At 49.7% G+C, this 19,316-nt stretch carries 19 protein-coding genes; 14 read left to right on the top strand and 5 right to left on the bottom strand.

Annotation, left to right across the window (positions count from 1 at the left end; translation table 11 throughout):
* The first annotated feature begins 3 nt into the window (after window positions 1–3).
* Complete coding sequence (locus ACYP03_RS19045; protein WP_459781659.1) at window positions 4–1,476, top strand: PepSY-associated TM helix domain-containing protein; 1,473 nt, start codon at window positions 4–6, stop codon at window positions 1,474–1,476.
* Window positions 1,477–1,619: 143 nt separating this feature from the next.
* On the opposite strand, the gene ACYP03_RS19040 is transcribed toward ACYP03_RS19045, so the two are convergent.
* Window positions 1,620–3,461: an MFS transporter gene (locus ACYP03_RS19040; protein WP_459781657.1), complete on the bottom strand. Its 1,842-nt coding sequence runs from the start codon at window positions 3,459–3,461 to the stop codon at window positions 1,620–1,622.
* A 175-nt stretch (window positions 3,462–3,636) separates the two neighbouring features.
* Here ACYP03_RS19040 and ACYP03_RS19035 point away from each other — a divergent pair, with 175 nt between their 5' ends.
* Both ACYP03_RS19035 and ACYP03_RS19030 read left to right on the top strand, forming a co-directional pair.
* The gene (locus ACYP03_RS19035) at window positions 3,637–4,656 is read left to right on the top strand and encodes a DnaJ C-terminal domain-containing protein (RefSeq protein WP_459781655.1); all 1,020 of its coding nucleotides are present in this window, start codon (window positions 3,637–3,639) and stop codon (window positions 4,654–4,656) included.
* On the top strand, window positions 4,653–4,967 hold the full coding sequence (locus tag ACYP03_RS19030; protein WP_459781654.1) for a chaperone modulator CbpM: 315 nt from the start codon (window positions 4,653–4,655) through the stop codon (window positions 4,965–4,967). Before ACYP03_RS19035 ends, ACYP03_RS19030 begins: the two co-directional genes overlap by 4 nt.
* A gap of 87 nt (window positions 4,968–5,054) precedes the next feature.
* Here ACYP03_RS19030 and ACYP03_RS19025 read toward each other — a convergent pair whose 3' ends face one another.
* The 3 genes from ACYP03_RS19025 to ACYP03_RS19015 all read right to left on the bottom strand — a co-directional run bounded on the left by ACYP03_RS19025 (window position 5,055) and on the right by ACYP03_RS19015 (window position 7,222).
* Complete coding sequence (locus ACYP03_RS19025) at window positions 5,055–5,837, bottom strand: phosphotransferase (RefSeq protein WP_459781653.1); 783 nt, start codon at window positions 5,835–5,837, stop codon at window positions 5,055–5,057.
* A 14-nt stretch (window positions 5,838–5,851) separates the two neighbouring features.
* Window positions 5,852–6,457 carry a LysE family translocator gene (locus ACYP03_RS19020; RefSeq protein ID WP_248142910.1) on the bottom strand — a complete coding sequence of 202 codons (606 nt, stop codon included), beginning with the start codon at window positions 6,455–6,457 and terminating at the stop codon, window positions 5,852–5,854.
* Between the two features lie 183 nt (window positions 6,458–6,640).
* Window positions 6,641–7,222 (bottom strand): chloramphenicol phosphotransferase CPT family protein, encoded by a 582-nt coding sequence (locus ACYP03_RS19015; protein WP_459781650.1) that lies wholly within the window; start codon window positions 7,220–7,222, stop codon window positions 6,641–6,643.
* A gap of 502 nt (window positions 7,223–7,724) precedes the next feature.
* Between ACYP03_RS19015 and ACYP03_RS19010 the strand changes: the two genes are divergently transcribed.
* The 11 genes from ACYP03_RS19010 to ACYP03_RS18960 all read left to right on the top strand — a co-directional run bounded on the left by ACYP03_RS19010 (window position 7,725) and on the right by ACYP03_RS18960 (window position 18,924).
* Window positions 7,725–8,402, top strand: coding sequence for a hypothetical protein (locus tag ACYP03_RS19010; RefSeq protein WP_248142908.1), 678 nt, complete (start codon window positions 7,725–7,727; stop codon window positions 8,400–8,402).
* Between the two features lie 23 nt (window positions 8,403–8,425).
* On the top strand, window positions 8,426–9,307 hold the full coding sequence (locus tag ACYP03_RS19005; RefSeq protein WP_459781648.1) for a 2Fe-2S iron-sulfur cluster-binding protein: 882 nt from the start codon (window positions 8,426–8,428) through the stop codon (window positions 9,305–9,307).
* Between the two features lie 12 nt (window positions 9,308–9,319).
* Complete coding sequence (locus tag ACYP03_RS19000; RefSeq protein ID WP_459781646.1) at window positions 9,320–10,537, top strand: ATP-grasp domain-containing protein; 1,218 nt, start codon at window positions 9,320–9,322, stop codon at window positions 10,535–10,537.
* Window positions 10,534–11,721 (top strand): ATP-grasp domain-containing protein, encoded by a 1,188-nt coding sequence (locus ACYP03_RS18995; RefSeq protein WP_459781644.1) that lies wholly within the window; start codon window positions 10,534–10,536, stop codon window positions 11,719–11,721. Before ACYP03_RS19000 ends, ACYP03_RS18995 begins: the two co-directional genes overlap by 4 nt.
* Window positions 11,714–12,640, top strand: coding sequence for a DMT family transporter (locus ACYP03_RS18990; RefSeq protein WP_330960951.1), 927 nt, complete (start codon window positions 11,714–11,716; stop codon window positions 12,638–12,640). Before ACYP03_RS18995 ends, ACYP03_RS18990 begins: the two co-directional genes overlap by 8 nt.
* A 170-nt stretch (window positions 12,641–12,810) precedes the next feature.
* Window positions 12,811–13,314: an Mpo1 family 2-hydroxy fatty acid dioxygenase gene (locus ACYP03_RS18985; protein ID WP_248142903.1), complete on the top strand. Its 504-nt coding sequence runs from the start codon at window positions 12,811–12,813 to the stop codon at window positions 13,312–13,314.
* 67 nt (window positions 13,315–13,381) lie between these two features.
* Window positions 13,382–14,173: an SDR family oxidoreductase gene (locus tag ACYP03_RS18980; RefSeq protein ID WP_459781643.1), complete on the top strand. Its 792-nt coding sequence runs from the start codon at window positions 13,382–13,384 to the stop codon at window positions 14,171–14,173.
* Between the two features lie 252 nt (window positions 14,174–14,425).
* The gene (locus tag ACYP03_RS18975; RefSeq protein ID WP_459781705.1) at window positions 14,426–15,148 is read left to right on the top strand and encodes a GntR family transcriptional regulator; all 723 of its coding nucleotides are present in this window, start codon (window positions 14,426–14,428) and stop codon (window positions 15,146–15,148) included.
* Window positions 15,149–15,176: 28 nt separating this feature from the next.
* Window positions 15,177–16,046 (top strand): methylisocitrate lyase, encoded by an 870-nt coding sequence (gene prpB / locus ACYP03_RS18970; protein ID WP_248142901.1) that lies wholly within the window; start codon window positions 15,177–15,179, stop codon window positions 16,044–16,046.
* A gap of 196 nt (window positions 16,047–16,242) precedes the next feature.
* A complete protein-coding gene (gene prpC / locus ACYP03_RS18965; RefSeq protein ID WP_330960955.1) occupies window positions 16,243–17,430 on the top strand; it encodes a bifunctional 2-methylcitrate synthase/citrate synthase in 1,188 nt (395 codons plus the stop codon).
* Window positions 17,431–17,472: 42 nt separating this feature from the next.
* Window positions 17,473–18,924: a bifunctional 2-methylcitrate dehydratase/aconitate hydratase gene (locus tag ACYP03_RS18960; protein ID WP_330960956.1), complete on the top strand. Its 1,452-nt coding sequence runs from the start codon at window positions 17,473–17,475 to the stop codon at window positions 18,922–18,924.
* 138 nt (window positions 18,925–19,062) lie between these two features.
* Here the strand turns inward: ACYP03_RS18960 and ACYP03_RS18955 are convergent, their stop codons facing one another.
* Window positions 19,063–19,302: a hypothetical protein gene (locus ACYP03_RS18955; RefSeq protein WP_330960957.1), complete on the bottom strand. Its 240-nt coding sequence runs from the start codon at window positions 19,300–19,302 to the stop codon at window positions 19,063–19,065.
* Window positions 19,303–19,316: the final 14 nt, after the last annotated feature.

Raw genomic sequence — 19,316 nt, 5'->3', positions numbered from 1 at the left:
ACCATGAAACATCAGAACCATTCAATATCGCAGCAGGAGCAGCTGCCAAAACAGTGTACGGAACAGCGGGCCTGGTATATGACGGCCTGGCGCTGGCACTTTTATGCGGGCCTGTATGTGGTGCCTTTTTTAATCATGCTGGCGGTGACCGGCCTGATGATGATGTATGCCGGATCTCTCGATCAAATTCGTTTGAAAGACCTCCTGTTTGTGGAACCGGCGGGTGAGTCAGTCTCTGTCACGCAGCAGTTCAACGCTGTTCAGCAGGCGTATCCCGATGCCACCATCAAGCAATATCTGACGCCGAAACAACCCGAAGAGGCCAGTCGTTTTGCGGTAGTCACCGCTGAAGGACAGGGACTTTTCGTGACCGTCAATCCTTACACCGCAGCGGTGCTGGGCAGTCTGGACCGGGATAACAACCTGTATGCGTGGGCAGAGTCGATCCATGGCACGCTGCTGATGGGAGATGCTGGTGATCGCCTGATTGAACTGGCGGCCAGTTTTGCTGTGATCCTGATTGTCAGTGGTGCCTACCTGTGGTGGCCGCGGGACCATGCCAGTCAAGCCGGGATGTTCCGGGTTCGTCTGGCGAGCGGAAAACGCACGTTCTGGCGCGACCTCCATGCCAATCTGGGCGTGGTCACGGCGGTGTTTCTGTTGCTGTTTTTGCTGTCCGGTCTGTCCTGGTCCGGTGTCTGGGGCAGTAAAATGGTGCAGGCGTGGAACACGTTCCCGACCGGTGTCTTTGGCGATGTGCCTTTGTCCGATGTCAAACATGCTGAGATGAACCATGGCAATCTGAAAGAAGTGCCGTGGAATCTGGAACAGACCGCGATGCCGGTTTCACAACCGATGTCCGGTTCGCATGCAGGGCATCATGGGGCTCCAGCACAGATTCAGGGCACGGAGATTCAAAAAACAGGAATTCAGGGCAAGGTGAATCTGGATTCCGTGGTGGCGTTTGCTAAGCAGCAGGGTTTCACCGCCTTTCGGGTGAATCTGCCCAAAGGAGAGCTGGGTTCCTACAGCATTCTGCAAAGCACCATGGGGAATGACACCACGGATGCAACGCAGGATCGCACCCTGCACATCGACCAGTACACCGGTAAAGTGCTGGCGGACATCAAATACAGTCAGTATTCGCCCATGGCGAAAGCGATGGCCTGGGGGATTGCGCTGCACGAGGGTAACTTTGGCGGCTGGAACAAAGCGGTGAATACCGTGCTTTGCCTGTCCTTTATTCTGATCAGTGTCAGTGGGGTGGTGATGTGGTGGCTGCGCCGTCCGAAAGGAAAAGTAGTGCTTTCCGCACCGCCGGCACCGAAAAATATGGCTTTGTGGAAGGGCGCGACGGTCGTGATTGCTGTGCTGGGAGTGTGTTTCCCGCTGGCGGGTATCGCGATGGTGACGGTGTTGCTGGCCGACCGTCTGATCCTGACCCGGGTACCGACGCTGGCCCGATTTTTCAGTTAACGGCTGGTCATTGTTGGTGATTGATAAAGCCTCCGTTCGGAGGCTTTTTACTAGTCTGTGCCCAGCCCAGAATTCAGGATCGGGTGTGTCTCTGTTTCAGAAGGTTCCACTGCCATTAAGACTCGGCCCGCCCCGACCCGGGCTTATTCCTTTTTTGTTTCGGATTCATTTTGATCCGTCATCCAGTCACCCACACCTTCGTCGACGATGGCTGCGACTTGTTTCATCTGCTCGGGGGCGGCGGCTGTGACGGAATCCAGCAATCCCGTGACACAGTGTTCGATATTGACTTCTTCCCGGTCCGGGGCGCGCAGGCTCGCGAGATTTTCAGTCATTGAGTCGACATATTCCTGGCTGAATGCCTGTATTTTTTCCGGGCTGCTCTGGGCAAGGGCGTCGACAACTTTTGCCTGTTGCTCTTGCGCGATGAAGGCAATATTCGCCAGCAGGGTTAAAGCATTCTCGGGCTCTTTCTCAAGTAACCAGTCCACCAGAGCTTCGGCCTGTTCCGGTGTTCCCTGAGCAAGACGGCTGGCGATATCAACGGCCAGCTCAGAATTGAGCATGGTCAGCGCACGAAACAGCAGCACCGTATCAATATCAGGGAACTGAGTGGCTTTCTCTGCCAGCATGGCTGCCCAGTCCGGATGGGCTGCCGATATCGCGCGGACAAAGGCAATGGCATTGTTCGGATGTTCGGCAGCCAGTTTTTCGAATTCGCTCATGGCGTGTTCGAAGTCTGCGGATGTTTCCCGGTATGCTGTTCGCGGATCCAGCTCTTCATAGATCATATTGGGGGTGTGCATCACAAAGGTTTCTTGCGCTTCCACCGCAATAGGGGGCGCGACTCTCATCCGGTACAGGGTAAAGCCGATCAGGAGCAGCTCTATGGCCAGCATGAATCCGAATACCGCCACTTCTCCCTGATGCTGCATTGCCACGGTCGCGGTATAGGGCGCGATCATTGCGCCTGTGGCATAGATACCGAGCAGCCCGGACAGCACGGAAAGCAGTTGTCCTTTCTGAGCCTGGTCGAAGGTCTCTGAGATACTGAGCGGATAGAGGCAGGCGATGATCCCCATGGTGAATGCACTGCAGATAAGCATGGCGCCAAATTGCCCTGTTGTGACGGTCACCGGCAAAGCAATGGTCGTCAGTGACAGGAGCAGGCAGCAGCCCAGAATCACTTTTCTGCGCTCGAACCGATCGGATAAATAGCCGATGGGAAATTGCAGCACTATGCCACCCACCATCGCGGCGCCCATGAACAGGGAGAGCCTGAGTCCGGTGATGTGTTCACTGCTCGCATACAAGGGCAGCAAGTTGACCATCGATGAGTAGAGCATGCCGCATAAAAATCCGGTGACCATCCCCAGAGGGGACAAGGCAAACAGTTGTCGTAGCGGGAGGTGCGGGGTCTGCTCAATGCTGGGTTCGTAATGAGATACAAACACCAGCGGTGTAATCGACAGGCTGAACAGGATGCCGCACAGGACAAACAGGGTGCTCTCGGTTGGGGGCGCGATGAGCAGGGCAAACTGGCCCAGGGTGATTGCAGATAAGATCACGACCTGATTGATACCCAGTATCCGTCCGCGGTTTTCTTCCGTAGAAACACTGCCGAACCAGGAGTCCAGGGTCACGCAGGCACAGGCAATACAGAATCCCATCAGGCCACGCATCAATGCCCAGATGAACATGTCATCACGCAATCCCATCAGCAAAATCGCGGTGGCTGTCAGGCTGCCACACATGGCAAAGGTGCGCACCTGGCCAATCTGTTTCAGGATGCGTTTGGCAACCGTTGCCCCGAGCAGGAATCCGAAGGAGTACATGGATAAAATGAAGCCGGAGACGGGCAGGCTGATGTTGTCGGTTGCGAGTCGAACAGGCAGCAGAATGCCGCTCAATCCATGACCTGTCATCAGGATTAAAGAGCTGATGATCAGGAGTATCAGCGGTTGTAGTGTCGCGGTAATGGACAAAATGTCGTCTCCTCCGATGCCGGACAATAATGAATGAACATCTCATGATTGCTTCTAAGCATAATCAAGTGTGCAGTCTTTCCATTGAAACCCATGTTTTTTTTCACTTGCCTATACTGATATGGGCTCCTGTCGCGCCAGAACCGCAATTCAAAGATGTTTGCCGGCAAAGCGTATGGCGAACAGCCCCGGAGAGCCCATTTCAATTCTCAGCCTGGATCGTGGTGTTATGGAATATCGTGATTATTACGCCATTCTTGGGATTCCCCGCGATGCGACGCAGGCGGATATCAAACGTGCTTATAAAAAAAGTGCGCGGAAATTTCATCCGGATGTGTCGAAGGAAACGGATGCTCACCAGAAATTTATTCAGGCCAAAGAAGCTTACGAAGTGCTTAAAGATCCCCAGAAGCGGGCTGCTTATGATCAGCTGGGCAAAGACTGGCATACCGGGGAGAGCTTTGATGTGCCGCCAGACTGGGAGCGTGAGTTTCAGTTTTCCGGTGACAGCTTCACCCGAGGCGATGCAGGTGCGTTTTCTGATTTTTTTGAATCGCTTTTTGGCAGTCACTTTGGTCACCGGCCCGATCGGGCACAGCGCGCTCACAGGGCTCACGGCGCAAACGCTCATTTCAAGGCCAAGGGCGAAGATATACACGCTCAGGTGCTGATTGATATTGAAGACAGCTTTCATGGCGCGGTGCGTTCACTCACCCTGCCGTCATCTCGAATGGACGGCACGCAACCTCAGACGGTGAATTTAAAAATCCCCAAAGGCGTCAGAGAAGGCCAGCATATTCGTCTCCGCGGAAAGGGCATGCCTGGTCACTCAGGCGGTGAAGCAGGCGATCTTTATCTCGAAGTCAGTTTTCGTCCGCATGCGCTCTATCGTCTCGAACAGAAAAATCTGTGCATGACGCTTCCGGTCACGCCATGGGAGGCGGCCCTGGGCGCTAAAATAAAGATACCGTCTCCCACGGGGCCCATTGAAGTGAAGGTGCCGGCCAATTCGGATTCTGAAAAAACACTCCGGCTTCGCGGACGGGGCCTTCCCGGAACCACCCCCGGGGATATGTTGATCACCCTGAATATTGTCCAGCCGAAGGTCGAAACTGAGCAGGAAAAAGCACTGTACCGTCAGATGCAGGATCTGATGTCCTTTAACCCCCGCAGCCAATTTGGTTTTGAATCATGAAGAAAGTTACTTCAGATCAGCTGAGCATTACTGTGATTTCAGAGCATGAGCCAACGCTGAGTATGGCTGAGTTTTGCCGGGCCTGTGACCAACCTGCTGAATGGGTCATCACGCTCGTTGAAGAAGGCGTCCTCGACCCTGAGGGAGATCGGCCCATTCACTGGCGATTTGCAACCGTCAACCTGCGCCGGGCACTGCGCGCTGGTCGCATGCAGCAAGATTTAGGGTTGAATGTGGCTGGCATTGCGGTGGCGCTTGATCTGCTGGATGAAATCGAGCGATTGCGGCGTCAGTTGGAACGCCGCGAATAGTGCATCTGATTCGATTGCAGGTGCTGATCGTTGCAATTCAAAGCCTCCGTCCGGAGGCTTTTTGATATCTGGTGTTCAGTCGTGAAGTCAGCGGTAACTGCTGTGCGTTTTGAGCCATGCCGGAAACACCTGTCGGAACCAGTTGAGATAGGTCTCAGCATCGGGCTTGTTTCTGTTTTTCAGAATGTTCACCACGTCGACCACGATCCAGGCTTTCGCCAGAATGAGGTGCCGGAGCAGGGTCTGTTTCGGTAACAGAGACGAATGCGCCAGATAGCGATCTGCGATGGCTTGATAAGACATCCGATCGCCCATGCCTTTGACCAGGGGTGCAAGATCAATGGCCGGGCTGCCTTCGCCGAACCGTTCCCAGTCGAATAACACCAGGTCACCGTTGTCCCGAATTCCCCAGTTGCCGGCGTTACTGTCACCCGACAGGCAGGCATGCGGATAAAACAGCCCTTCGGACTGTTCTCTGAGCTGGTGCAGATGTGCTTCTGCATTGCCCGACAGTTGCAGATGGTTCAGGGCCTGAATGGTGTGTTGTTCTGTCCATTGGTGAGCGTATCTGGGATGATCTGAATGCAGTGAAAAGTGGTGAATCGCGGCTAACTGTTGAAAACAGCGTGGATCCTCATGCAACGCTTCCAGTGTGACTGGCATCGGGATGTATTCAAGATGCAGCACGTGATTTTTCGTGTCGCAATGATAGAGCCGTGGGGTATGTACGTCCAGCATGGTCAGTTGAGGCGCGATGTTGCGGTAAAAATGCATCTCGACATCTGTCGCGTTGCTTTTTTCGATATAGGGCAAGCCGCGGGTCTCTTTCAGAAAGACCTGCGCATGACCCATTTGCGTGAGTTCTGTCATGAGCGCATGGCCTCTTAATGATTCAGGATTTCCCGAATGACAGGTAAAACTGAAACGACAAGAAGCCCTGACATGGTGTAATTAAACCACTGGCGGTATTTTGCCTGGGTCAGCGCTTTTTTCAGCAGGGAGCCGAACATCAGCCACACGCCGACACAGGGAAAAGACACCACCAGAAACGTGATTGCGAGCATCATGTTCTGGTTGTGGAAGTCGGCACCCACGGTGGTAAATGCGGCGATGGCCCCGGTTGCGACCACCCAGGCTTTGGCGTTAATCCATTGAAAGAGGGCGCCTTTCATGAAGCCCATCGGTTTTGCCTGCGCATCTGATGATCCAATGTCGCCGGAACGGGCAATCAGCCAGGCGAGATACAGTAAGTACAATACACCCAGACATTTAATGATGAAATGCAGGCTGGGGAACAGTTCGAACAGCTGTCCGAACCCCACGCCAACCAGCAACAGCATGATGGCAAAGCCCATACAAATGCCGCTCAGCAACGGCAGACTCTTTCTGACGCCGAAATTCAGACCCGAAGTCATCACCATGATGTTGTTCGGGCCCGGGGTGACAGAGGATGAAACGGCGAACAGTATCATCGCGTAGAGGTAATCCATGTGAGAGCGCTCCTTGGGTTCGGTTGTCAGCGAATGTCTCTCAGCGATACTGTGAATGCATAACGGGTTGGCATAAAAACGCAGCTGAGACTGCTCAGAGAATGAACATCTTTCTGATATGAAGATGGTTGCGAATATTATCAAGAGGCAGGCGAGCTATTTGCTGAAATATATCAGTCAATCTCATCGGGCTGAATCATGACTGACGATGAAATCATGAATTTGTTTTGCACTGTCATACGGGGAACAGTCGTCTGTATGAATGAGAAGATCATATACAATGCCGCAATGCACCCGGGATGCCTGTTCAATGGCCGAGCCGATGTGTCTGTCTCCCCGTTGCTGTTCGCGCTGAATCAGGGTTTCTGCTGAACAGGTCACGCCGACATACAGACAGTTTTTGCCAGCCAGCACCGATTGCCAGACAGTCATTTCTTCCGAACCATTCAGCACATCATCCACGATCACTTTCAGCCCGGTATCAACCAGATGCCTGACTGTGGTGCGATAGGCATCATTGACAGCCTTGCCGTACGGACCCGAGGAAATGCGATTGACGGGCTGCTGATTGAGCAGGGTGGTCCGCCAGTAAAAGCCATGAGCCGGTGTGTCGGATTCATTCAGGGTATTGGCTTTGGCAGGCATCATTGCGATGAAAGTATCAATCCCGATATGAAGGTAATCGTCCGCTATCACGTCTTGTAACGCTTTGGCAATTGCACTTTTGCCTGAGCTGCTGGGGCCGTTGAGAAAGATGATGTCCATGCGTTTTTATATATCCTTTACACAGTTGAATGTGCTCCATCGTATCGGTTTCTGTAAATATTGTCTTTTTGCTTTTACGGGAAGTGATGGGTTATCAGTGACTCATTTAAAAAGAGAGCTTTTCTTTTTCGAAAAATAAACGGATGCCGGATGTTTGTGTTGCTATACCTGCTGTTCAGTATGACATCCAAATGAATTTTCAATGGTTTAAAAATCCTTTTAAGCATTATATTTCCCGGGTTTTACCTGAAAGACATTTCAAGTGATTGATTACCTTGTTACTGAATTGAATATCAATAAAAAGCATGGAAAGTTAAATTTTTCAGGACTGTGAAGTGTCTCGAGGTTTTATAATTAGTGCGTTGTTTGGCAATAAACTGTTAGATACTTTGCGTGCAGGTCATATGTATGTTGTTGCATTGTGATTCTTTTGTTACATAAGTGACTTTCAAAATTTTGTTTTTGAAAGTGGTAACTTTTATTACAAATAGTGAGCATGATCATGTTTATCAATGAAAATGTTATTAAAAGCTTAGAAAATAAAGTCAATGAACTTCTGGAGAAAGAGTTTGAAAAAGACTCTGTAACGGGTGAGTTTCATAAAAGCGACTGGTTTAACAAAGAATATTATAAACGTCATATTCTTGAATGTGTCATCCGCATTAATATGAATAATGAGCTGGATGCGAGAGCAATTGCGATTGCATGTAAGGGTAATATTCCAGCGGCAAAGAAATTGTCTTATTATCTGTATGATGAGTTAGGTCATGATGAGATGTTTGCTCAGGACCTGATCAAATATGGCTATACAATGGCAGATGTAAAAGATGAAAATGCTTTTCCATCAACAATTAAATTAATGGGTTATCTGACCTATAGTGTCGAGCGTTTTGGCCCGTTAGCCGCGATTATCTGGGATTGGTTCCTGGAGTATTATGGCGATAATTATAATCCATTCATCACTCAAAAAGCTGGCTCTTATTTGGGGCAGGAAGAAGTCAGTGGTGCTGCTTCTCACGTTGCCTTTGATGAAGCAGAAGATCATAGCGGTATGATGACAGAGATGCTGTCAACTGTGATTAAAAACGATCATGATGTAAAACTGGCAATTCAACATATTGAAGCCTTTATTCCTATGGTCGGTGAATATTTCACAGAGCTAAGAGCAAATACGCTATAGTTGTTAATCAATAGTGATGTAATATGCCTGAGATAAAAATTAAAATATCTGACATCGAGATATTTTCTGACATTGAAGATAATTTAATCAATAATATCCCAAGTGATTACATCACAAAGGGGTGTTTAAATGGTGTATGCCGGGTCTGTCGCTGTAAGCTGGTTGCTGGACAAGTGATGGAAAACGGTAAGATGGTAAACACCCCAAACATGTTTTTACCCTGTGTCAGCAAAGCCTTGACTGATATAACGATTGAACCTTATGTCAGTAATTATTCAATTGGTGCTATTCGTCAGATTGAATATTTAGATAAATCAATCATAGAAATTCAGATTAAAATCAAAAAACAATTCTTCACGTCTAAATCTATCGTGAATATTTTTAGCCATGATTTGAAAGTCACCCGAAGTTATTCTCTGGTCACTATGTATAAAGATGGATTTGATCTTTTACGTATCCATGTGAAGTTAAAAGAAGACGGCGTTTTTTCGAACTGGTTCTTAACGTTAAATCCCGGTGATGAAGTTCGATATCAAATCGTGAATATTCCTGTGCCAAGGTATGAGGAAATGAGTCGATCTATCAATGTTATATCCGGTGGGAGTGGGATGGGGGCCGCTCTCTCCAGAGCATTAGAACTCTCAGAGAAACACGCACTGGAAGGCATCAATGTGATTGCAATCAACAGATCGTCATTGAGTTTTTATCATGAAAATTGCATTCGCGAGTTCACAAGCAGAGTTGATTGCAGTGTTCATGTCCAGAATGTCCGTTTTCCTGACTGGGATGCTAATGATATTGATAGATTTATCTCGAAAGACTTTTTTACAGTTTCTGTCGGCTCAACGGCTGTGACAGAGAAAGTTTCAATACTTGATAATAAAGAAATCGAATATTTTGGTTAGCAGGAAGGTCATGTGAGTATTGTCGTCATAGATCCAGTATCATCTGGAACCGCATATATCCATGCGGCAGCAGAAATGGGAATCGATTTACATATCCTTTGTCTTGATGAAGGAGAAAGAAAGCTAAGCCACGATTTAAGAAGCCTGGTTCAATCGGTTATTAAAGTCGACTCCAGGGATATGAATGCGCTGGTGGACGCCATTGAATATCTTGGCGACGTAGAAGCCATTTTCCCTGGTTCTGAATATACAGTTCCGGTCTGTTCTCAGTTAGCAAAATATTTTGGTTTGCCACATCTGGACGAACCTGTGATTGATTTCGTTCGGGATAAGTATGCTTTCAGAACTAAATTGAAAGAAACTCAGCTGAGCCATATTCATTACTTTTCAATCGATAAAGAGACGGAGCTTCAGCCGCTTGAATTGCCGGATGGTTTTACTTTTCCTGCGGTTATCAAGCCGGTTGATATGTCGGGAAGTACCGAAGTCAGACGAGTGGACAATATTGATGAGTTCGTTGCAGTGGTCACAAGGTTGTCTCAGTCTGCGCTTAACGATCTGGATTTTGTATCGTCCGGAAAATTCATTATTGAAGAATATATTCCGGGGCATGAATTCAGTGTTGAAGGTGTCGTCATTGATAATCAGGTAGAAATTGTATCCATTACTGAAAAAGTACTGGGACAAGAGCCTTACTTTGTCGAGTTTGGCCATATTGTCGGGCATGACATCTGTGAATCAATCGCGAGTACAATCCGCCAGTATGCGGAAGCGGTTGTGAACGCTATCGGTGTCAATATTGGTCCTTTCCATCTGGAACTGAGAGTTCGCCCAGAAGGTCAGCCTGTGGCTATCGAAATGGCGGCGAGGATGCCCGGCGACAAGATTGTTGAGTTAATCAAGCAGTCTTATGGTGTCGACTTAGCACAGATGACCATTGCAGCCTATACAAACCGGAATATTACCCGATCTGATTTGCCGAAAGTGGTTTCTGCAATTTCATTTATCCCCAGAGGGAACAAAGAGGTTTTCACTGAGCTGAGTTCGATTGAAAAGTATATGAGTCATAAGTTTTTCAAAAAGCATGAAATATACTTTAATCATGGGGATGTATTAGGTAGTCATCAGGATTGGACCTCACGCGTTGGTTACTTTATTTTCTCCGGCGATGATTATCATGAAATCAAAAGTGTCGTACATGAAGTGAATACTGAGGTGGGATTATTATGAAACATGTCTTAGTTATCAATCGTTATGATGATATGTTTTCAGATTACAAAAAATATATTGATCACAATGATTTTCAAGTGTCATTCGTGACTCTGAAGAATAAAACAAAATATATCGATCCGAAGACTTGTTTGCATGTTAAGGCGCTGGACGCATTAAAGAGTGAAGATGTTTTATCCGCTGCGATTGAAATGAATCAGGTTGATCGGATTGATTTGGTTATCGCACATTCAGAGTATGATCTGGATAGTGCTTCCATGATCAGGGACGCATTAGGGATACCAGGCGCTAAAGTTGAGGATAATGATCTGTATCGAAATAAGGTACTGATGAAATCTGCTCTCATGCAGTCGGATATTCCGTTCCCGATGTTTCTGGCGGTGAAGCGGCATGAGGATATCACGGATTTCATCTCGAAATATGGTTATCCCTGCATCATCAAACCGGAAGTCGGTGCTGCATCTGAAGGTGTTCAGAAGATTTTTTCAAGCGAAGATATTCCATCTCTGGAGCGCTTTGAAGGGTATCAGATTGAACAGTTTATAGAAGGTGAGATATATCATGTTGATGCCGTTCTTTCTCATGATGAGATGCCATATTTCAAAGTTTCCAAATATATCAATACCTGTCTTGATTTTAGAAATAAAATCCCGCTTGGCTCATTTACCATTGACGATAAATCCGTCAATGAAAAATTAAAACGATTTACGTATCAAGTCGCGGACTTACTGAACATTAAAAATCAAGCCGTCCATTTAGAAGTCATTGAAAATGTTGATGATTTTTACTTTTTGGAAATTGGCGGAAGAGTGGGCGGTGGTGAAATACCATTTGTTGCCTACAATAATGAGGGTGTAGATCTCTTCGATTTGTGGACGAAGGCTTCACTTGGAGAGACCGTGAAAGCGGTAGAAACGAAAGTAACCGGATTTCTGATGGTTCCGAATCCGTTTGAATCCGGATGTCAGTTGGCCGATGGATTTCAGTTAGAACATCCGAATGTTACATTCCAGGAATTTAATTCAAGTGGTGAAAGTACGGAGTTCTCCTATGATGAGATACCCGCAAGAGTTCACTTCGAAGGAGAGAATTCTATTGAAGTCCGGGACGCAATTGTTCAATGTATGTCTCTGGTAAGCTCATCAATTACTCCACTCGCAGTAACAGGAAATTCTAATGGATAAGAAACACATATTTGGTGTCGTTCTGGCATTACTGGCGGCATTTTTTAACGGCATGGTTGGTATTTTGAGTGTGAATCTGTTTCAGTCTGGCCTGCCCTCTGAAGCGGTTGCGTTTTATAAATGCGTGGTTGCATTTGTGATCATTCTTCTGGTGCTTGGCGTGACCGGAAAATTACCGGCGTTGATGACATATTTGAAATCGAAATGGAAATCCCTGGCCGTGTGCAGTTTCTTCGGCTTTTTTATGTTGTATTTTTTCGAAACGGCTTCTTATGAAACGCTCAATGTTGCTGTGGTCGTTTTCTTACTGTTTGGTGTTTCGACGCTGGTGACTTTTTTTGCGAACGCGTTGTTTGAAAAACGAAACCTGACAGGTCAGGAATGGATGTCGGTACTGTTTGCTGTTTTGGGTCTGTATTTAATCTTTCTGGAAAATGAAAATATTGCCAATTCAGATCAAACCGGTTTCCTGTTTGCGGTGCTGGCGGGTGTCGGTTACGGACTGTTCTTGGTGCTGAACAAAAAGCTGGATATTGGCGGCGGATTGATTCCGGTTTGTGGTTTGCTGATGTTTGGTCTGGTTTATTTGATGATTCCATTCTCCATGTCTGGTGTTGTCGGTGTGGAAAATGATGTCTGGCTGACACTGTTGCTGCTGGCTTTGCTGCCGACGATTGGCGGCTTCTGGTGTACCACCAAATCACTGACCATTTTGAAAAGCCAGACCGTCCAGCTGGTCGAATTATCTGAGCCGATTTTTGCCTTAATTCTGGGTTTTGTGTTTTTGGGGCAGTTGGTCACGTCCATGCAGATGCTGGGTGGTGCCTGCATTCTGGCCGCGATTCTGATTCATGAAGTGAAATTGTCGAAATTGAAATCATGGCGGAAAAATAAGCTGGCTTCTGAATCAGTGAAATAAGCTTGCGAGTGTGCCATCGTTTGAAGCCAGCCTGCGGGCTGGCTTTTTTGTCTCTTTCTTTTATCGGCGGCATCACAGAATCGGCACTTTCACATGTTGTTTACCTAGCATTAGAGTAAAAGCTTAAAGGCAGCGGACGCTCAAGTAACAGTAAACGCCATGGAGGATGCATGAAGACACTGGAAGAGCAATTGACGAATTACGCGCGTTATCACCGTTCCAGGCGGAATATTCTGACCCATTTTGTCGGGATTCCTGCCATCGTATTTGCGGCAATTTGCCTCTTGGCCAGAACCGAGTTTGTTCTCGGTACCGTGGTGCTGAATGGCGCCTATATTGCTGTGGCACTGTGCGTGATTTTTTATCTCCGTCTCAGCGGGTCGCTGGGAGCCATCATGGCTGCCATTTTGATTGTCATGACGGTAGCAGCGATGCCTGTTGCGTCGCTGCCAATGTCGGGCTGGCTGGGGATCAGTCTGAGCCTGTTCATTGTCGGCTGGGTGTTTCAGTTTATCGGGCACTATTTTGAAGGCCGGAAACCGGCGTTTGTGGATGATCTTGTCGGACTGATCATTGGTCCGTTGTTTGTACTGGCCGAGGCTCTGTTTCTTTTGGGTTATTACCAGTCTTTAGCAGATTATATTGATCAGCATGCAGGTCCTGTTCAGCCATGATCAAGGATAAAGGCTAGGGTCATCAGACCCTGAAACTCTGAATAGCAAATCAAGACAAGGAGATGTCATGCTGTTTAAGAATAAAACCGTCTGGATCACCGGTGCTTCTTCCGGAATCGGACGCGAGTTAGCGGTGCAGTTTGCTCAGGAAGGGGCAAATGTCATTCTTTCGGCCCGGAATGAAGAGAAGTTAGCGGCGATCAAAGCCGATCTTGCGCCGGGTAATCACAAAGTCGTGCCGCTGGATATGGCGCAGCCGGAAAGGCTGATGCAGGACATTCCGGCGGTGCTGGACGAGGTGGGTCGTGTCGACATTCTGGTGAACAATGCCGGGATTTCACAACGCAGCCTGTTTCTGGAAAATGAATTCAAAGTGTACCGCCAGCTGATGGAGGTGAACTACTTCGGTCTGGTGGCAATGACCAAAGCCGTGTTGCCGCGGATGATCGAAACCGGGGGCGGCAGTGTCGTGGCAATCAGCAGTGTGGCCGGAAAAGTCGGATCGAAATTCAGGACGGGCTATTCCGGTTCGAAATATGCCGTGGTCGGTTTTATGGATTGCTTGCGGGCTGAGGTGAGTCAGCACGGTATTCATTGCCTGACGATTTGCCCGGGCTCCGTGAAAACGGCGATTGGTCATAATTCGCTGAACGGACAGGGCGTTGCGCAAAACAAGCCGGAAGCCTCCATTGAAAATGGCATGGATCCGGCGGATGCAGCTCGCCAGATGCTGAAAGCCATTGCCGCCCGGAAAGATGAGGTGGTGATCGGCAAAGGGATCAGTGGCTGGGCACCGACCATCAAACGATTTTTCCCGCAGCTGTTTAACATGATGACTGCAAAAACGAGCTATCGTTAATCGATTCGGGGGCGTGCATGCCCCCGGATATCGCGAACCTCCCTTTCTGAAATCTCTCTTGAACTTTTCTCAATTCTTTCTCGATGTCTGTCACATTGTCGACAATCTCAATGCCAGCAATTCATTATCTTTAAACAATCAACTTGTTGGATTGCGCTTTCCGGTCTATTTTTGCTCTATTAACATCCAATTGTTAACAATGTGTGGGTTTGAGCTTTTTATAGCCTGGTGGTAAGTGCAGTGAGTATTGATATTGTCGACAATGTGAAGGTCGTTTCGGTGGATGCTTCAGGAAAAGCCGAGAACACCAAAGAGCCAACCAAATCGGACAGCCTGCTGGAAGTGCTGGTAGAGCGGATTGTCACGGGCGTATTCCCGGCAGGCAGCAAAATTTCTGAGCCTGAACTGGCGCGGCAGTTTGCCGTCAGTCGCGGGCCGCTGCGTGAAGCCATGATGCGGGTGGAAGCACTGGGGCTGGTTGAACGGATACCGCATGTGGGGGCCCGGGTGGTGGTGCTCAGCCCGGGCAAACTGGCAGAGATTTATGCGGTTCGTGAAGCGCTGGAAGGCATGGCTGCCCGTCAGGCGTGCGCCCACATCACGGAAGAAGAACTGGACGGGCTGGATCATCTGCTCAGACAGCATCAGGAACATATCGAAGAAGTGGAAGGCGCTTCTTATTTTCATCAGCATGGCGATTTTGATTTTCACTACCGAATCATCAAGGCCAGCCGCAACAGCAAGCTGATCAGTCTGCTGTGTGATGAGCTCTATCATCTGCTGCGCATGTACCGGTATCAGTCGCCCCGCTCACATGCCCGCCCCGAGCGCGCACTCAACGAACACGTTCAGATCTTGTCTGCGATCCGGGACCGTGATGGCGAACTGGCTGAAATGCTGATGCGTCGCCATATCATGCGCAGCCGGACACTGATTGAAAGCCAGCTGAGAAAGGATGAATCGTCAGCGCGCTGAATGAACCAAATCAAACAAGGAGTTACTCATGAAACCAGGACAGCGTTTTCGTCAGGCGGTGGCCGACAATCACCCGTTGCAGGTGGTCGGCACCATTAATCCCTACTGTGCCATGATGGCTCAGCAGGTGGGACATCAGGCGATATATCTCTCCGGCGGCGGCATTGCCAATGCATCTTACGGGCTGCCGGATCTGGGCATTACCACCCTCAACGATGTGACGGAAGATGTCCGTCGGATCACCGCAGCCTGTGAATTACCGCTATTGGTGGATATTGATACCGGTTTTGGCGGCGCATTTAATATTGCCCGGACGATTCGGGAGATGGAGCGCTCAGGTGCTGCCGCGGTGCACATGGAAGATCAGGTGGCTCAAAAACGCTGCGGCCATCGCCCGAATAAAGCGATTGTGTCTCAGAGTGAGATGGTGGATCGCATCAAAGCTGCGGTGGATGCCCGTCAGGATGAGAGCTTTGTCATTATGGCCCGGACCGATGCACTGGCGGTCGAAGGGATGGATGCGGCGATTGAACGGGCGATTGCCTGTGTCGAAGCGGGTGCCGACATGATTTTTCCGGAAGCAATGAACACCCTGGAGCAGTACCGCCAGTTTGTCGATGCGGTCAAAGTTCCGGTACTGGCGAATATCACCGAGTTTGGCCAGACACCACTGTTTTCCTGTGATGAGCTCGCAGAACAGGGTGTGGAGATGGTGTTGTATCCGCTGTCAGCTTTCCGGGCCATGAATCAGGCGGCACTGAATGTATATCAGCATTTGCTGACAGACGGACATCAGCGCAACGTCGTGGATCAAATGCAAACCCGTGAGGAGCTGTATCAATATCTTGGCTACCATGAATATGAGCAAAAACTGGATCAATTGTTCAGTGGCCGGTAAGGCCTGAGACATGCCGCTTCGCCGTTCACGGGGTGTGAGAAGCGGGCAACATCAGCGGCAAAGCATTTGCGAAAGAACATCAGCGAATAAACAACAGAGAAAGAACATCATCATGAGAAGGCGTATGACGTAAGCGTCTCTGCCCGGAACCGGGCCAAATCCATAACGTGACACAACGTGAAGAAAGGAGCCTGTAATGACTGCGACACATTCAGTGACAGCGGATAATCAACACACGGCAGACAAGGACAGTTCACACAATCAACCCCTGGGCGGCGCAGGACTGCGCGGTCAGAGTGCCGGCAGTACGGCGCTGTGCACCGTCGGCAAAACCGGCACCGGCCTGACTTACCGCGGCTACGACATTACGGATCTGGCGAACCATGCGCAGTTTGAAGAAGTCGCTTATCTGTTGCTGAAAGGCAAGCTGCCGACACAGGCCGAGCTGGATCAGTACAAAGCAACGCTGAAAGCCAAACGCGGTTTACCGGATGCGCTGAAAACTGTGCTGGAAGCGATTCCGGCAGATGCCCATCCGATGGACGTGATGCGTACCGGCTGTTCAATGCTGGGCAATCTGGATCAGGAAACGGATTTCAGTCAGCAGGCAGAGAAAACCGACACGATTCTGGCCTTGCTGCCTGCCATCATCTGCTACTGGTACCGCTTCAGCCATGACGGCGTCCGGATTGATACTGCCGGTTCTGATCAGGACTGCACCGGCGGCTACTTCCTGGAAATGCTGACCGGGAAAGCGCCTTCTGAACTGCACAAGCAGGTGATGCACTGCTCGCTGATTCTTTACGCTGAGCACGAATTTAATGCCTCGACTTTTACCGCACGGGTATGCGCGTCGACGTTATCGGATCTGCATTCCTGCATTACTGCGGCGATTGGCAGTCTGCGTGGTCCGCTGCACGGCGGGGCCAATGAAGCGGCGATGGCGATGATTGAACACTGGCAAACGCCGGATGAAGCAGAAGCCAATATTCTGAAGATGCTGGCGCATAAAGAAAAAATCATGGGCTTCGGCCATGCGATTTACCGCGAATCTGACCCGCGTAATGCGCTGATCAAAGCCTGGTCGCACAAGCTGTCTCAGGATGTAGGCGACACCCGTCTGTATGCGGTTTCTGAACGGGTGGAAGCCGTGATGAAACGCGAAAAAGGACTGTTTGCCAATGCCGATTTCTTCCATGCCTCGGCCTATCACTTTATGGGCATTCCGACCAAGCTGTTTACCCCGATTTTCGTGGTGAGCCGGGTCACGGGATGGGCGGCTCATGTGTATGAACAGCGCGCCAACAACCGGATTATCCGTCCGAGTGCCGATTATATCGGTCCGGATCATCAGGAATGGCTGCCGATTGATAAACGCAAATAAGTTAGACCCTAATTTAAGACTCTGAAGTAAAAGGAAAGATGAATGAGCCTCAACGTTGAACTGAATGAACGCCCGCAACCTGATGAACTGCTGGTAAAAATTGCCGATTATGTCGCGCAGACCGAGATCACCTCAGCGGAAGCTTATAACACGGCGCGGAACTGTCTGATGGATACCTTAGGCTGCGGTCTGCTGGCACTGCGTTTCCCGGAGTGTACCAAGCATCTGGGGCCGACGGTTCCGGGCACGACTGTGCGCCACGGCGCGCGGGTACCGGGGACGTCGCATGAGCTGGATCCGGTGACCGCGGCGTTTAATATCGGCTGTATCATTCGCTGGCTGGATTTCAACGACACCTGGCTGGCAGCGGAATGGGGTCATCCGTCGGATAATTTGGGCGGTATCCTGGCCACGGCAGATTACCTCAGCCGTGTTGCGGTCGCAGAAGGCAAAGCGCCGCTGACGATGCGCGATGTACTGACAGCGATGATCAAAGCCCACGAAATTCAGGGCGTACTGGCACTGGAAAACAGTTACAACCGGGTCGGTCTGGACCATGTGCTGCTGGTGCGTGTGGCCTCAACGGCTGTGGTCACCAAAATGCTGGGCGGCACCCGGGATCAGATCATTGATGCGGTGTCTCAGGCCTGGGTCGACGGGTGTTCGCTGCGGACTTACCGTCACGCACCGAATGCCGGTTCCCGGAAATCATGGGCTGCGGGGGATGCGACGTCCCGTGCGGTGCGTCTGGCGATGATCACGATGAAAGGTGAAATGGGACTGCCGTCTGTACTGACCGCGCCGAAATGGGGTTATTACGACGTGCTGTTTAACGGGCAGCCGTTCAAGGTCAATCAGGATTTCAGCAGCTATGTGATGGAAAACGTGCTGTTCAAGATTTCTTTCCCGGCAGAATTTCACGCTCAGACAGCGGTTGAATGTGCCGTTGCACTGCATCATCAGGTTAAAGATCGTCTGGATGATATCGAGCGGATTGAAGTGACCACGCATGAATCTGCCATCCGGATTATTTCCAAATCCGGCGATCTGGCGAACCCGGCCGACCGTGACCACTGTCTGCAGTACATGATTGCGGTGCCGCTGATTCACGGTGATCTGATTGCCGAGCACTATGAAGACGAATTCCACCGGGGTGACAGTCGCATTGATGTGCTGCGCAGCAAGATGGAAGTGATTGAAGACAAACGCTATAGCGCGGAGTATCTGGAAGCTGACAAGCGTTCGATCGCGAATTCAATTCAGATCTTCTTTAACGATGGCACCAGCACGGAAAAAGTGTCGGTTGAGTATCCGATTGGTCACCGCCGTCGCCGTGAAGAAGGGATTCCGGTACTGGAACGTAAATTTAAACGGAATCTGCAAACCCGCTTCCCGCAGGGCAGCTGCGACAAGATTTTCGAACTTTGCAGCGATCAGGCCAAACTGGAAGCCACCCCGGTTCATGAGTTCATGTCACTGTTTGTGATTAACTGAGCCGATTCCGGCTGAGTCCGGATTCAGAACTTTCAAATTGACACCGGCGCATGATGCGCCGGTTTTTTATGGCTTTGATCCGGCAGCAGCATTCTGAACGTTTTCTCCTGAAACCAGAGTCGTTCGTTGTGCGAATTGTTAATGAAGCACAGGCGGTTGACTGTTCAGTGGTTTCAGTTGCTCCGTCTCGCGTTTTACAGCAATGACCATGACAAATTGTACCCGGGGCAGACGAAATGTGCTGTCATTGACCGGTCTTGCCGGAAAGGTCTGACATGCGGGCCAAGCGTGTTGACTGAGTTTGGGTTGACCAGCCGGGTTGAATGTCTGGCGGCTTTCTGTCAGTTCCAGATGCAGCCTTGGAAATTGCATCAGCATGCTCACCTCTTTCA

The sequence above is a fragment of the Photobacterium sp. R1 genome (assembly GCF_054600795.1).
This window is presented reverse-complemented; position numbering and strand designations above follow the sequence as displayed.